Below are 13,787 nucleotides of genomic sequence, written 5' to 3' on the forward strand. Positions count from 1 at the left end.
CCGCCCCCCGCGGTCGGGCGCTCACTTCAGCAGCCCCTTGTCCTCCAGATAGGTCCGCGCCACGTCCTTGGGCAGCCGGCGCCAGCTGTCCACCTGCTGGTTCATGGACGCCAGGTCCCGTGTGGTGAGGACGTCGTTGAGTTTGCCCAACGCCTGGGTGACCTTGGCGCCGCCCGCCCGGGAGCGGTTGACGACGGGGACGACGTAGTCCGCGTTCTGGAGGTGCTTGTCGTCGGCGAGGAGGACCAGGCCGAAGCCGTCGAGCGTGGCGTCCGTCGTCGTGGTCAGCACCATCTGGTCCTGGCCGCTCTGCACGGCCCGTTTCGCCTGGGTCGTGCCGACCCCCTTGGGGTCGACGGCGGTGATGTCGATGCCGTAGGTCTTCTTCAACCCCGGTGCGCAGTACGGTCGTTGGACGCATTCGTCGCCTGCCGCGAGCCGGACCTTCAGGCCCGAGGCGCCGAGGTCGCTGAGGGTCTTCAGGTGGTGCTGCCGCGCGTAGGCGGCGCTGACGGCGAACGCGTTCTGGTCGACGGCCTTTCCGGCGTCCAGGACGGTGAGCCCACGGGGGGTGGCCAGTGCTCGCAGCGCCTTCATCGTGGCAGGGAGGTCGGGTGAGCCCACCGGGGGTGCTTGGGGGCCGTTGGTCTTGGCGTTGAGCCAGTCGGCGAAGGTCGCCGCGTATTCGGGTACGACGTCGATCTGCCCGGACTCCAGGGCGGGTTCGTACAGTTCGCGGTTGGCGACGGTGAGGATCGACGTCTTGTATCCGGCCTGGTTCAGCAGCAGCGCGTACATCTGGGCGAGCAGGTCGCTCTCGGTGAATCCGGCCGAGCCGATGATCAGGTTGTGGCTGTCGCCGGGCGGTGCGGTGACCTCGCCGCGGTTCTCCAGTGACGGGCCGGTCGAGCAGCCCGGCAGCGCGAGCAGAAGCAGTGCCGGCAGGGCCGTACGGCCTCTCACCGCGTGCCCTTGGTCCAGGCCGGCGCCACCCGTTCGGCGACTTCGAACAGCCCCTCCACGATCAGCGCGAACACGGCGACGAGCACGGCACCCGCCACCACCTGGGGCGTACTGGCGAGGTTGAAGCCCGCCGTGATGATCCGGCCCAGCCCGCCGCCGCCCGCCAGCGCTGCGATGGTGGCGGTGGCGACGAGCTGGACGGCCGCGATACGCACTCCGTTGAGGATCAGCGGGTGCGCGAGGGGCAGTTCCACCCGGAACATCATCTGCCGGCCCGTCATCCCCATCCCGCGTGCCGCCTGGACGATGCCCCGGTCGACCTCGCGCATGCCGACGTAGGCGTTGGTGAGCAGGGGCGGGACGGCGAACAGCACCAGCGCGACGACCGTCGGGCCCTCGCCCCAGGTGCCGACCGGGGTCAGGAGCAGCAGGACCAGGACGGCGAAGGTGGGTACGGCACGGCCGACGTTGGAGATGTTGACGGCCAGCGCGCCGCCCTTGCCGAGGTGGCCGAGGACGACGGCGACCGGCAGGGCGATCAGACAGCTGATGACCAGGCAGACGACGGTGAGGAGGAAGTGCTGGAGCAGCCGGTGCCAGATGCCGTCGGCGCCCGACCAGTGCACGGGGTCGGCGAGCCAGTCCCAGGCGTCGGTCAGGGTCGTCATCCGCGGGCCGTCCTGGTCCAGGGGGTGATGAGCCACTGCACGCCGAGCAGCAGCAGGTCGGCGGCGACCGCGATCACCACGCACAGCACGGACGCGGTCAGCACCTGTGCCTTGAAGTACGTGTTCATGCCCGCGTAGATCAGATTGCCGAGGCCGCCGTAACCGACGATCGCGCCCACCGTGACCAGGGAGACCGCCGAGACGGTGGCGATGCGCAGCCCGGCCATCGAGGCGGGCAGGGCGAGCGGCAGTTCGACGGTGAGCAGGAGGCGGATCGGGCCGTAGCCCAGGCCGCGCGCGGCCTGCCTGGTCTCCTCGGGGACGGCGCGCAGGCCCGCGAGGATGTTCCGGACCAGCAGGGTGAGGGAGTACAGGACGAGACCGGCGACGACCAGGGTCGCCGAGAGGCCGTAGACGGGCAGCAGCAGCGAGAACATCGCCAGGGACGGGATCGTGTAGAGGATCGTCGTCACGCCCAGCACGGGTCCGGCCGCCCAGCCCCAGCGGCGGGCCAGCACCGCGAGCGGCACGGCGATCGCCAGGCCGATGAGTACCGACACCACGGTCAGTTGCAGGTGCTGGAGCACCGCGTCGACGAGGATCTCACTGCGGCTGGTCAGGTACGCGCCGCAGATCCACTCGTTGCGCGCGAGGCAGTCGTCCGGGGGCGCGGTCACGCGTCCATTGCACCGGCTGGGGCGCGGGGTCGGCTCGTTGTGGTGACCCGTACGGGCGGGTTGTCTGGAGCCGCTCGGACGGCCGCCCCCGTTCGTGCGTGCGTTACTTCACGCCCGCCGCGTCGAGCAGCGCCTCGGCGGTCGTCGTCACCAGCCCGTCCAGGGTCTCGATGCGGGCGCCGGCGCGGGCGCTCGCCCCGTCGAAGAGCAGCATCAGCTGCCGGGCGAGCAGGTCCGGGTCGCGGGCGCCGCCCAGCTCGGCCTGACTGCGGAAGGAGCCTTCCAGGCGGTCCTTCGCCGCGCGGGCGACCGCGCTCGCCGGGTGCGCCGGGTCCTTGAGCTCCACCAGCACGGCCAGGTAGGGGCAGCCGCGGTAGTCGGGGTCGGCGGAGGCCTGCTCCAGCCGGCGGAACACGTGCAGGATGCGCTCGCGCGGGGTGGTGGCCTCCTCCGGGTCAGGCGCGAACAGGGCCTCGTACCGGGCCCTACGGCGCTCCAGACTGGCGGCCAGCACCTCGTCCTTGCTGTCGAAGAGCTGGTACATCGACCGCTTCGAGACCCCGGCCGTCCGGCACAGCGCCTCGACTCCGATGGAGACGCCGTCGCGGTAGAAGAGCTCGGCCGCCGCGTCGAGGAGCCGGTCACGGGTGGAGGTCTTGTCGGTCGTGGTCATGCGGCGAGGGTACCGCGCCGACGGCAGCGAGGAAACCGATCGGTGTCTCATCTCGGCCGAATCCCTGCTCCGTCGGGAGGCGGATGACAGCAGCGGTGAACAAGCGCTTAGATAGTGCCTGGATGCCGATTCGCCCGCGACCGCCGGAGGCCCTGTTGTTCACGTCCGTCGACGATGTCTCCGCCCGCCTGGCCGAAACCGGCTATCTGGCCTCCCCCTCCGTGGCGACCACCGTCTTCCTCGCCGACCGCCTCGGCAAGCCGCTCCTGGTCGAGGGCCCCGCGGGCGTCGGCAAGACCGAGCTGGCCAAGGCCGTGGCGCAGGTGGCCGAGGCACGGCTCGTACGGCTGCAGTGCTACGAGGGCGTCGACGAGTCACGCGCGCTGTACGAGTGGAACCACGCCAAACAGCTGCTGCGCATCAGCGCCGGGCGCGACGAGACGTGGGACGAGACGCGCACGGACATCTTCAGCGAGGAGTTCCTGCTTCCGCGGCCGCTGCTGACCGCCATCCGTGGCGACGAGCCGACGGTGCTGCTGATCGACGAGACCGACAAGGCCGACGTCGAGGTGGAGGGCCTGCTGCTCGAAGTGCTCAGCGACTTCCAGGTCACCGTCCCCGAGCTCGGGACCATCACGGCGACACGCCGCCCGTTCGTCGTGCTCACCTCCAACGCCAGCCGCGAGCTGTCCGAGGCGCTGCGCCGCCGCTGTCTGTTCCTGCACATCGGCTTCCCCGAGGAGGAGCTGGAGCGGCGGATCGTACGGCTGAAGGTGCCGGGGCTGGGCGAGGCGCTGACGGAGTCGGTGGTGCGGGTGGTCGGCGCGCTGCGGGCGATGGACCTGCGGAAGGTGCCGTCGGTCGCCGAGACCATCGACTGGGCGCGTACGCTGCTCGCGCTCGGCGCCGACACGCTCGACGAGACCGTCGTACGCGACAGCCTGGGCGTGCTCCTCAAGCACCAGGACGACGTCCTCAAGGCGGCCGCCAAGCTCGACCTGGACGCCGTATGACCGCGCCGACGGATGTGGCGACGCGGCTGACGGGCTTCGTCGCCGCGCTCCGCGTCCACGGTCTGCGCGTCGGCACCGGCGAGACCGTGGACGCGGCGCAGGCCGTGGCGGCGCTGGGCCTGGCGGACCGTGAGCTGCTGCGGGAGGGACTGGCCGCGACGCTGCTGCACACGACGGATCAACGGCGGGTGTTCGACCCGGTCTTCGACCTCTACTTCCCGAAGAGCGTCGGCGCGCCCGACGCGGGCTCCGCGGACCGGGACGACCTGCGCGACCGGCTCGCGGCGGCCCTCGCCGCCAACGATGTGGCCATGATGGGGCGGTTGGCCGTCGAGGCGGTCGACGGCTTCGGCGGATACGGGAGTTCGCCGGGGTCGGACGGCTGGTCGTCGTACCAGGCCCTCGACCGGCTCCGCCCGCAGACCCTGCTCGCGCGCGTCCGGGACAGCGTCCGCGCGCAGGACGGCGGCTCCGGGTTCGCCGGCCGACTGCTGGAGGACGAGATCCGGCGGCGGATCGAGGTCTTCCGCGGGCAGGTGGCGGCGGAGGCGCGGCGCCGGGTGGCCGAGCGGCGCGGCCGGGACGAGATCGCCCGTCGGGCGGTGGCCCCGACCGCCGACCGGGTCGACTTCCTCTACGCCGGGAAGGACCGGGTCGCCGAGCTGCGCCGGACCGTGCAGCCGCTCGCCCGCAAGCTGGCCACCAGGCTGGCCGCTCGCCGCCGCCGTGCCGCCCGCGGCACCATCGATCTACGGCGCACCCTGCGCGGATCACTGTCCACGGGCGGGGTGCCGATGCGGCCGGTGCTGCGCCGCCGCCGGCCCGTCCGTCCCGAACTGGTGCTGCTGTGCGACGTGTCGGGCTCGGTGTCCGGCTTCTCGGACTTCACGATGCTGCTGGTGCAGGCGCTGCACGACCAGTTCAGCAAGGTGCGGGTGTTCGCCTTCGTCAACCGGATCGACGAGGTGACCGGGCTGCTTGTGCGGGGCGCGGCCGACGCCGAGGGACTGAGCGCCCGCATCCGGGCGGAGGCGACGCTGACCGGCTGGCACGGCAGCAGTGACTACGGTGTCGCGCTGGGCGAGTTCGCGGAGCGGTACGAGGCCGCGGTCGGCCCGCGCACGACCGTCTTCGTGCTCGGTGACGCCCGTACGAACATGAGCGACCCGAACCTGCCGGCCGTACGGCAGGTCGCCGCGCGCGCCCGCCGCCTCTACTGGCTCAACCCCGAACCCCGCGCCCAATGGGGCACCGGCGACTCGGCCGCGCCCGCCTACGCCGAGCTGGTCGAGATGCACGAGTGCCGCAACGCCCGGCAGTTGGGCACCATCGTGGGCCGGCTGCTGCCGGTCTGAACGCGGAACCGGCCCCCCCGGGCCGACCCTCCTGTGCCTACGCGTACCGCTTCGCCATGGATCCCGCGAAGTCGTGGACCACGACCTGTTCGTCGCGGACGACCCAGGCGCCGTGTCCGGGCGGAAGCACGAAGACGTCGCCGGGGCCGACCGCGCCCTCGCCGCCGTCGTCCATCCCCGCGGGCGCAGGGCAACCGGCGGGGGCCAGGCCCCACCACTTCATCGTCCGCCTGCCGAACGGGCGACGCCATTCGGGTGACCGCCGCTCGCCCGGTTCGTCAGTCCGTCTTCCCGCACAGGCTCGCGAAGCGCTCGGCGTCGATGTTGCCGCCGGAGACGATCACGCCGACCCGTCCCGGGAGGCGGCCGGCGCGGCCCGCCAGGAGGGCGGCCAGCGGCGTGGCGCCGCTCGGCTCGACGACGGTCTTCAGCCGCTCGAACGCGAACCTCATCGCGTCACGGATGTCGTCGTCGGAGACCAGGGCGATGTGGTCGACGAGGTGTCGGTTGACGGAGAAGGTCAGTTCGCCGGGCGTGTGCAGTGCCTGGCCGTCGGCGATGGTGTGCGGCACCGGGATGGTGACGCGGTGGCCCGCCTCCAGCGACCGCTTGGTGTCGTCCCCGGTCTCCGGTTCGACGCCGATCACCCGGATGTCCGGGCGCAGCCCCTTGGCCGCGGTGGCGCTGCCGGCGATCAGCCCACCGCCGCCGACCGGCGTGATCAGGAGGTCCAATTCGCCTGTTTCCTCGAGGAGTTCAAGGGCCGCAGTGCCCTGACCTGCCATGACGTGCGGATGCTCGTAGGGCGGGATGAGTGTGAGGCCGCGCTCGGCGGCCAGGGCCTCGGCGATGGCGACCCGGTCACCGGTGTAGCGGTCGTACGTGACGATCTCGGCGCCGTAGGCGGCGGTGGCGTCCCGTTTGGAGCGCGGGGCGTCCTCGGGCATCACGATGACGGCGGTGGTGCCGAGTTCCCGGGCGGCGAGGGCGACCGCCTGGGCGTGGTTGCCGGAGGAGTAGGCGGCGATGCCCCGGGCGAGCTGCTCGGGGGTGAGCCGGGAGGCCGCGTTGTAGGCGCCACGGAACTTGAAGGCCCCCACGCGCTGGAAGTTCTCACACTTGAGGAACACCTCGGCGCCGACAAGGCCGTCGAGGATCCGTGAGCGCAGCACCGGCGTGCGGTGGGCGACGCCCTTGAGCCGCGCGGCGGCATCGAGGACGTCGTCGAGCGTGATCGGCAGGGGTGGGGTGGTCACGGCTGTGCTCCCTCGTCGGTCCGGTCGGTGGTGGGCGCGGTCGTGCCGGCTCTCGCTCGGGAGAGGCAGGGAGAGGTAGGTGCAGGCGGAGGCCCAGGGTCGAGCCCCCCTCTAGATTTTCAGTCCACAACTTGCACGAAAAATCCAATAAGAGAGCATACGAAAACGGCAAGAGCAGGACCCGTCCGGCCCTGCCCTCGCCGCGGTTCACCCACCCCGGCTGTACCCCCGGTCAGCTCAGGACCTTCTCCTTCGCACGGCGGAACTCCTCGTCCGTGATGTCGCCCTTGGCGCGGATCTCGGAGAGCTTGGCGAGCTGGTCGACGCTGCTGGGCGTGGTGGCGGTCTGTCGGATGTAGCTGTCGAACTCCTCCTTCTGCGCCTGCATCTGCGCCATCTCGCGGTGACCCATGTCCTTGCCGCGCGCGACGACGTAGACGAAGACGCCGAGGAAGGGCAGCACCACGACGAAGACGAGCCAGCCCGCCTTGGCCCAGCCGCCGAGATCGTCGTCACGGAAGATGTCGACGATGATCTTGAAGAGCAGGACGAACCACAGGATCCACAGGAAGAACCACAGCATCGTCCAGAAGGCGCTCAGCAGCGGAAAGTCGTAGGCGAGGTAGGTGTGTCCGTCCACTTCTGTCCTCCTCCGTACCGGGCGGGTCGCCCGTCGGTTTGTCCGTGCTCCTCCAGCGTGGGCGGCGTTCCACTCGGCCGCCTCACCCGAGGGGGGTGAGCGCGACGGTGCTCAGGAGGCGGGCCGGCTGTCCTTGCCGGCCCTGCGCAGCGCGGCCCGCAGGGCAAGCGCCACCGCCAGCTCCACCAGGCCCAGCAGGACGAGCCACAGGCCGAGCAGCCGGGTCAGGGCGACCGCTGACTGGGTGGGCAGGGCCAGCACCACGATCCCCGCGGCGACCCCGAGCGCACCCGCACCGAACAGGACGCCGCGGTGCGGCAGGCCCGTGGCGGCGATGGCCGTGTAGAGGGTCAGCATGCCGGACACCAGCCAGGTCACACCGACGATCAGGGAGAGCGCGGCGATCGTCTGGAGCGGATGGCGCAGGCACAGCACACCGGCCAGCACGAACAGCACCGCGAGCAGGACCCGGGTGAGCCGTTCGCCGTGACTCTCCCGGGCGAAGGCCGCGACGAACCTGAAGGCCCCGGTGAGCAGCAGGTACAGGCCGATGATGACCGCCAGGACGTGCAGGGTCTCACCAGGCCACACCAGGATCAGGATGCCGGGCACCAGGGTCGCGAGCGCCGAGCCCAGGGCCCAGAGCCAGGACGAGCCCAGTGCGGCGAGCACCTGCGCGGGGTCGTCGGCGGGGCCGGGGCCCGCTCCGGCAGTGCCCTGCGCAGGGCGCTGCTCCGGGCCGACCGGGGGTGTCGGAGGCGGTACGGTCATGACTCCTCCTTGCGTGCCGTTCGCCGATCGGGCGCGAACCCCCGCCACAACGGCGTGACGAACCCGTCCAGCCCACCCTCCGCCGTCCCACAGCCCTCCGAAATCACCCGCCCCGGGTGACAGGGAGCCCGGAAGGCCAGGCCGCCGGAAGCCGGGAGGCCGAGCCTCCGGAAGGCCGGGCCTCCGGAAAGCCGAGCCTCCGGAAGGCCGGAAGGCCAACAGGCCGGGAGCCCAGCCACCGGGCCTCCGGGAGACTGGCGGCTCATTCCGCCAGTCTCCGCATCTCCGCGACGCGCAGGCCCAGCGACTGGAACCGGGCCAGCAGCCCGTACAGGTGCGCCTCGTCGACGACCGGGCCGAAGAGCAGGGTCTGGTCGGCCGCGACGACGTACTCCAGCTCCGGAAACGCCTTGGCCAGCGTCTTCGACATGTGTCCGTCGACGCGGAACTCGTAGCGCATGAGCGGCCCTCCCCGTAGGTGGCGTGCGCTCTGTCCCCTGCTCAACGATCGTCCGCCGTACGGCGGCGCACGGCCTCACCCGGCACAGGTGACCCGGCACCGAACGGCTCGCGTCAGTGCGTCAGCGCCACCTTCAGGACGACGATCAGCAGTCCGATCACGAGGTTGACCGCACCCGTGGAGGCGGCCAGCCCCCAGGAGGCGCGGGCGTGCAGGGCGGCCGCCATCGACCATGCCACCTGCCCGGCCACCGCGACGGCCAGGGCCAGCCAGACCGTGCCGGGCAGGTCCAGGCCGAGCAGCGGGCTGACGGCCACGGCGACCGCGGGCGGCACGGCGGCCTTGACGATCGGCCACTCCTCCTGGCACACGTGCAGGACGGTGCCACGGTCCAGGGGCTGCCGGGCCAGACGGGCACCGAACAGCTGGGCGTACACGTGCGTGATCCAGAAGACGACGCCGGTGGCCAGGAGCAGGAGCGTCAGTTCGAGCCTCGGGAGCGGGCCGAGCGTACCGGCGCCCGCCACGACGGAGGCGGCGAGCAGTGATCCGTAGACGCCTCCCGTGTAGTCGGCATGCGCTCGGCGTCGCGCCCGCCGTGCAACGCGCCCCTCCCGGGCTTCGTTCCCTGTCCTGGCCCTGGCCTTGGCCATGCTGTCCCCCGGATGCTCAGGAGGCCAGTCCGGTCTGCGGGTGCGCCGCTCCGCGCACCTGTCGGCCGGCCGGCAGGTGCGCGGTCGCGAGGAAGCTGACGAGGGTGACCCCGCCCGCGGCCAGGATCGCCACCTTCAGGCCGTCCAACTGCGCCGCGGCGTACGACTCGGTGACGGCCTCGGCGTCGGCCGGGGTCAGTCCGGCCCGCTCGGCGGCCGTGTGCACCTGTTGGGTGCTGACGAAGCTGATGCCCGCCTCCAGCGCGATGCCGGTCTGTTGCCGGGCCTGGTCCGAGATCCGCGGATCGAGTCCGAGCCCGGACGCCGAGAGCGTGGCGCCGACTCCGTCCAGCGCGTGCCGGGGGCCGGTCCGGGCGGTCTTCGCGATCACCCGGTTGCAGCAGAGGACGATCAGCACCACCACCACCTCGCCGGCGAAGACGAGACGCCAGGTCAGGTACGTGGTCACCCAGCCACCCAGCAGCGGCCCGACCGCGATGCCGGCCCCGGCGAGGCCGCCGATGACACCGTAGGCGACTGCCCGGTCCGGAGCGCGGTAGGTCTCCGCGACGAGTGCGGCCATGGCGGGCAGCACCATCGCCGCGCCGAGTCCCTCGATGATCGACCAGCCCAAGGCGAGGACCCACAGACTCGGGGCCACGGCGGTCAGGGCCGAGCCGACGCCGTAGACGACGAGGCCGAGGAAGAACAGGCGCCGACGTCCCAGGATGTCCCCCAGCTTGCCCCCGACGGTCATGAAGGCCGCCATGACCAGGGCGTAGAGCGTGATGACCGCCTGGATGGCCGTGACCTCGGTGTCGAAGTCCTCGACCAGCCGGCTGATGGACACGTTCATGACGGACGTGTCGAGGACCATCAGAAACTGGGCCGTGCCGAGGACGGCCAGAGCGCGCCAGTGTGCCACGGTGTCCACCTCGCTGGTTCGGCAGTGAAGGGGGCTTGTGGGGCTTGCGCTGTCCCCTGTCCATGCCACCCTACGGATCCGGCGAGCGCCTCACCCGCTACGGGGGAGGCGCCACCGCGGGCCCGGGTCACAGCAGTCCGAGCTCGCGGGCCCGGCGCAGGGCGTCGCCTCGCCGGTTCACCGAGAGCTTCCGGTAGAGGCTCTTGAGGTGGGTCTTCACCGTGTTGACCGACACGTACAGGTCGAGGGCGATCTCCTCGGTCGACATCACCTGCGCCAGCCGTTGCAGGACGTCGCGTTCGCGGGTGCTCAGCCGCTCGACGACGGGCGCTGCCTGCCGCGTCCCGTCGTGCGCCGGGACGGCGTGCGGGCCCGGGTGGACGCTGAGCCAGCCCCGGGCCAGTTCCCGGTTCGGACCGGTGCCGAGCAGGGGGCGGATCCAGGGTCCGGCCTCGATGAACGGCCTCCGCAGGCACTCGCGCCGGGCATCGCGCAGCGCCTGGGCGACCAGGCGCTGGGCGGTGGCGGCGTCCCCTGCCCGGTCGGCGGCCTGGGCCCGGACCAGCGTGGCCCGCACGGTCAGCGCGGGCCCGCCCGCACGAGCGGGCAGCCGGTCCAGGATGTCCAACGCCTGCGTGGTGTTCCCCGCGGCGAGTTCGGCCCGCGCGGCCGCCACCGCGCAGGCCGGCCGGTGGCCGGCCTGGGGCTCCAGCAGCTTCGCGGCCGCCTTCGGGCGGCCCTCGGCGAGGAGGGCGGCCGCTGTGACGAGAGCCGCCTCGGTCTCGGCCCAGGGGGAGAACACCGCGGCGGTGACGGCCGGTGCACCGGCTTCCGCGGCCTTGCGTGCGTCTCCGCGGGCCAGCAGCAGCCGTGCCCCGGTGATGCCGCCGGCCGCGGCCATGACCGGGTCCTGCGGACCGCTGTGGGCCTCGGCGACCTGGTCGAGCAACGCCTGGGCCTCGTCCAGTTCGTCGCGTTCGACGGCCACGGCCGCCAGGACCAGTCGCCCGATCCCCAACCGGGACGAGGGCGGCAGGCCGTAGCGTTCTGCCTCCTTCATCGCGGCGACGGCCCCCTTCTCCGCCCTGCCGGGTCGGCCGTCCAAGTAGTCGATCAGCGCCAGGTGCGCGAGGGCGTCGTGCCGGGCCGGCGCCGTGGCAACCCCGCCTGCGCAGCCGACCGCCTGGGACAGTGCGGCGCGCGCTTCGTCGAAGCGCCCGGCCCACAGGCGGGTCGCGCCGAGGTGGGCCAGCAGGAGTGCGGTGAGTTCCGGATGCCGCTCCAGCCGGTCGGCGGGAAGGGCCCGGCGCAGTTCCCGGGCGGCTTCGGCGGCCCGTTCGGCTCTGGCCGGGGAACCCGTCAGCCGCCCGACAAGGGCCTCCAGGAGTGCCGCGCTCAGCCGCGCCGGAGCGAGGTCGGCCCTGTCGACCGTATCTGCCGTGTCCGCACCCAGATCCTGCTCGGCGTGCCGCAGATGGGCCAGACCGCGATCGAGGTCATGTCCGGCCAGTTCACGGGCCGCGCGGACCAGGTTCACCGCCGGGCCGCCGGCGTCCGCGGTCATCCGGGAGAACAGCTCGGCCAGGTCGTCGGTGTAGAGGCCGCTGAAGAGCTGTCCGATCGCCAGGTCGTCGACGAAGGTCCGGGAGGTGAACTGCCAGTCCCCCGCGGCCGAGCCGTGGGCGAGCGTCTCGCCGAGCGAACCCCACCGGCTCAGCCAGCTCGCGGCCCGACGGTGCAACCGGGTCTCAAGACCGGGGTGGCGCTCCCGCAGATGCGCGCGGAGGATCTCCGCGAACAGCGGGTGCAGCCGGTACCACTCGTGGCCGAGGGGCTCCACGAACGCGTTCTCCCGGCGCAAGCGCGCCAGGATGGTCCCGGCGTCGGTCCGGCCGGTCAGCGTGTCGGCCAGTCCGGCGCGGAACCGCTCCACCACGCTCACCCTCAGCAGGAGATCCTGCGTCTCGGGCCGCTGCCTCTTGAGCACCTCCGCCAGCAGGAAGTCGGCGATCGTGCTCCGGCCGGCCTCGAACTCCTTCAGGTAGCGCTCGGGATCGGGGCTCTGCTGCGCGGCCAGGGCGCACAGTCGCAGACCGGCGGCCCACCCCTGGGTACGGCGGACCAGTCCGCGCACGCTCGCATCGGTCAGCCGCAGACCGTGGATCTCCAGCACGGCGGCCGCTTCCTCGGGGGTGAAGGCCAGGTCGGCGCCGCGGATCTCGGTCATGCTGCCGGCCGCCCGGTAGCGGTGCAGTGGCAGCAGCGGTTCGTTGCGGGTGACGAGGACCAGGCGCAGTCCCCGGCCGGCGTGGTGCAGCACGAACTCCAGCTGCTCGGCGATCTCCAGGGACGGCACGCGTTCGAACTCGTCGAGGACCAGGATCGCGGGCACCGTACGGTCGCTCAGTCCGGCGGCGAGCCGCGCCAGCAGGGCATGGTCCACCCGGCTCGCCTGCGCCGGGCAGCCGACGTCCGGCGGAAGGGGGGTGCCGCCGGTGCGAAGAGCCTGCATCAGGTAGGCCCAGAAGACCCCGGGGGCCCGGTCGGCGGTCTCGGTGGTGAGCCAGGCCACCGGTCGCCCGAGGTCGGCGGCCCAGTCGGCGACCAGCAGGGTCTTGCCCGCCCCGGCCGGTCCGTCGACGAGCGTCAGCGGGGTGCTGAGCGCCCGGTCCAGCCGTGCCACCAGCCGTGCGCGGCGCAGGAACGTGGTGGGCCGCTCGGGCGGGACGAATCGGGTGCTGAGAAACGGGTCGCCCCGGGGATCGAAGCGCGCGACCGCCGCCCCGCAACCCTCCCGGTACCGATCGGCCACGGCGCTCACCGCCACCATCCGTCGGATCGTGGGCAACCTCTCCCTCGCCCCAGTTTCTCAGTCCTGGCGCCCGTGCGCGCGGCGTCGGCGGTCCGCTCGAACCCCCGTGGGGCCGTGTCCAGACCGGGCGGGCCCGCGCGAGGGCCGCGCGGACGCCCTACGGGGGAGTGCGTCCGCGCGGCTGTTTCGGGGGCCGGTCAGCCGGTCGCGCGCACCGCGTCGCGGATCAGGTCGGCGACCTCCTTGGGCTGGGAGACGGCGACTGCGTGGGAGGCGCCCTGGATCTCCACGACGGTCGCTCCGGCGCGCTTCGCGGCGAAACGCTGCACCTCGGGGTTGATCGCGTGGTCGGAGCCGGCGACGAGGGCCCAGGACGGCTTGGTCTTCCACGCGGCCGCGACGGCCGTCTCCTCGAAGGCCGCAGCGGCCAGCGGGCGCTGCGCCACCGCGAGGACCTTGGTGACGTCCGCGGGTACGTCGGCGGCGAACACCGACGGGAAGGCGTCCTCGGCGATGGTGACCTCGACGGCGGGGTCGCCGCCCTCGACCGGGTACGTCCACTGCTTCAGGTTGCTGACCAGCGGGGAGTCGGGGAAGCGGCCCTGGAGTTCGCCGAGGCTCTCGCCCTCCTCGAGGACGTAGGCGGCGACGTAGACGAGCCCGACGACGTTCTCCGTGGTGCCGGCGACGGTGATGAGCGCGCCGCCGTAGGAGTGGCCGACCAGGACGACGGGGCCGTCGATCTGGGCGGCCACGGAGGCGACGTACGCGGCGTCGGCGGCGAGGCCGCGCAGCGGGTTGGGCGGGGCGATCACCGGGATGCCGTCGGCCTGGAGTTCGGCGATGACGCCGGACCAGCTGGCCGCGTCGGCGAAGGCGCCGTGGACGAGTACGACGGTGGGGGTGGCCATGGCTGAGGTG

The 13,787-nt window shown here is 72.5% G+C and carries 14 protein-coding genes and 1 pseudogene; 2 read left to right on the forward strand and 13 right to left on the reverse strand.

Annotated features, from left to right (window positions below):
• Window positions 1-21: 21 nt before the first annotated feature.
• The 4 genes from ACFY16_RS34825 to ACFY16_RS34840 form a co-directional block, all read right to left on the reverse strand.
• On the reverse strand, window positions 22-963 hold the full coding sequence (locus ACFY16_RS34825; protein WP_390651230.1) for an ABC transporter substrate-binding protein: 942 nt from the start codon (window positions 961-963) through the stop codon (window positions 22-24).
• The gene (locus ACFY16_RS34830) at window positions 960-1,631 is read right to left on the reverse strand and encodes an ABC transporter permease (RefSeq protein WP_390651231.1); all 672 of its coding nucleotides are present in this window, start codon (window positions 1,629-1,631) and stop codon (window positions 960-962) included. Before ACFY16_RS34830 ends, ACFY16_RS34825 begins: the two co-directional genes overlap by 4 nt.
• Complete coding sequence (locus ACFY16_RS34835) at window positions 1,628-2,308, reverse strand: ABC transporter permease (RefSeq protein WP_390651232.1); 681 nt, start codon at window positions 2,306-2,308, stop codon at window positions 1,628-1,630. Before ACFY16_RS34835 ends, ACFY16_RS34830 begins: the two co-directional genes overlap by 4 nt.
• Window positions 2,309-2,411: 103 nt before the next feature.
• On the reverse strand, window positions 2,412-2,981 hold the full coding sequence (locus ACFY16_RS34840; protein ID WP_390651233.1) for a TetR/AcrR family transcriptional regulator: 570 nt from the start codon (window positions 2,979-2,981) through the stop codon (window positions 2,412-2,414).
• 155 nt (window positions 2,982-3,136) lie between these two features.
• On the opposite strand from ACFY16_RS34840, the gene ACFY16_RS34845 reads away from it, so the two are divergent.
• Complete coding sequence (locus ACFY16_RS34845; RefSeq protein ID WP_390651284.1) at window positions 3,137-3,994, forward strand: AAA family ATPase; 858 nt, start codon at window positions 3,137-3,139, stop codon at window positions 3,992-3,994.
• The gene (locus ACFY16_RS34850; protein ID WP_390651234.1) at window positions 3,991-5,349 is read left to right on the forward strand and encodes a VWA domain-containing protein; all 1,359 of its coding nucleotides are present in this window, start codon (window positions 3,991-3,993) and stop codon (window positions 5,347-5,349) included. Before ACFY16_RS34845 ends, ACFY16_RS34850 begins: the two co-directional genes overlap by 4 nt.
• A 37-nt stretch (window positions 5,350-5,386) precedes the next feature.
• On the opposite strand, the pseudogene ACFY16_RS34855 reads toward ACFY16_RS34850, so the two are convergent.
• From ACFY16_RS34855 to ACFY16_RS34895, 9 genes and pseudogenes are all read right to left on the reverse strand, one after another.
• Window positions 5,387-5,524: pseudogene (locus ACFY16_RS34855) on the reverse strand (cupin); the annotation flags it as partial.
• Between the two features lie 103 nt (window positions 5,525-5,627).
• Complete coding sequence (locus ACFY16_RS34860) at window positions 5,628-6,605, reverse strand: pyridoxal-phosphate dependent enzyme (protein ID WP_390651235.1); 978 nt, start codon at window positions 6,603-6,605, stop codon at window positions 5,628-5,630.
• Window positions 6,606-6,837: 232 nt separating this feature from the next.
• Window positions 6,838-7,245 (reverse strand): SHOCT domain-containing protein, encoded by a 408-nt coding sequence (locus ACFY16_RS34865; RefSeq protein ID WP_390651236.1) that lies wholly within the window; start codon window positions 7,243-7,245, stop codon window positions 6,838-6,840.
• A gap of 111 nt (window positions 7,246-7,356) precedes the next feature.
• The gene (locus ACFY16_RS34870; RefSeq protein ID WP_390651237.1) at window positions 7,357-8,016 is read right to left on the reverse strand and encodes an HdeD family acid-resistance protein; all 660 of its coding nucleotides are present in this window, start codon (window positions 8,014-8,016) and stop codon (window positions 7,357-7,359) included.
• A 262-nt stretch (window positions 8,017-8,278) separates the two neighbouring features.
• The gene (locus ACFY16_RS34875; protein ID WP_390651238.1) at window positions 8,279-8,476 is read right to left on the reverse strand and encodes a hypothetical protein; all 198 of its coding nucleotides are present in this window, start codon (window positions 8,474-8,476) and stop codon (window positions 8,279-8,281) included.
• Between the two features lie 113 nt (window positions 8,477-8,589).
• Window positions 8,590-9,129 (reverse strand): hypothetical protein, encoded by a 540-nt coding sequence (locus ACFY16_RS34880; protein ID WP_390651239.1) that lies wholly within the window; start codon window positions 9,127-9,129, stop codon window positions 8,590-8,592.
• A 16-nt stretch (window positions 9,130-9,145) separates the two neighbouring features.
• Window positions 9,146-10,054: an MFS transporter gene (locus ACFY16_RS34885; RefSeq protein ID WP_390651240.1), complete on the reverse strand. Its 909-nt coding sequence runs from the start codon at window positions 10,052-10,054 to the stop codon at window positions 9,146-9,148.
• 127 nt (window positions 10,055-10,181) lie between these two features.
• A complete protein-coding gene (locus ACFY16_RS34890) occupies window positions 10,182-12,884 on the reverse strand; it encodes a LuxR C-terminal-related transcriptional regulator (RefSeq protein ID WP_390651241.1) in 2,703 nt (900 codons plus the stop codon).
• A gap of 179 nt (window positions 12,885-13,063) precedes the next feature.
• Window positions 13,064-13,777, reverse strand: a complete 714-nt coding sequence (locus ACFY16_RS34895) for an alpha/beta fold hydrolase (protein ID WP_390651242.1) — start codon at window positions 13,775-13,777, stop codon at window positions 13,064-13,066.
• Window positions 13,778-13,787 lie beyond the last annotated feature (10 nt).

Origin of the sequence: Streptomyces sp. NPDC001315 (genome assembly GCF_042896175.1) — a bacterium.
Taxonomy (GTDB): domain Bacteria; phylum Actinomycetota; class Actinomycetes; order Streptomycetales; family Streptomycetaceae; genus Streptomyces.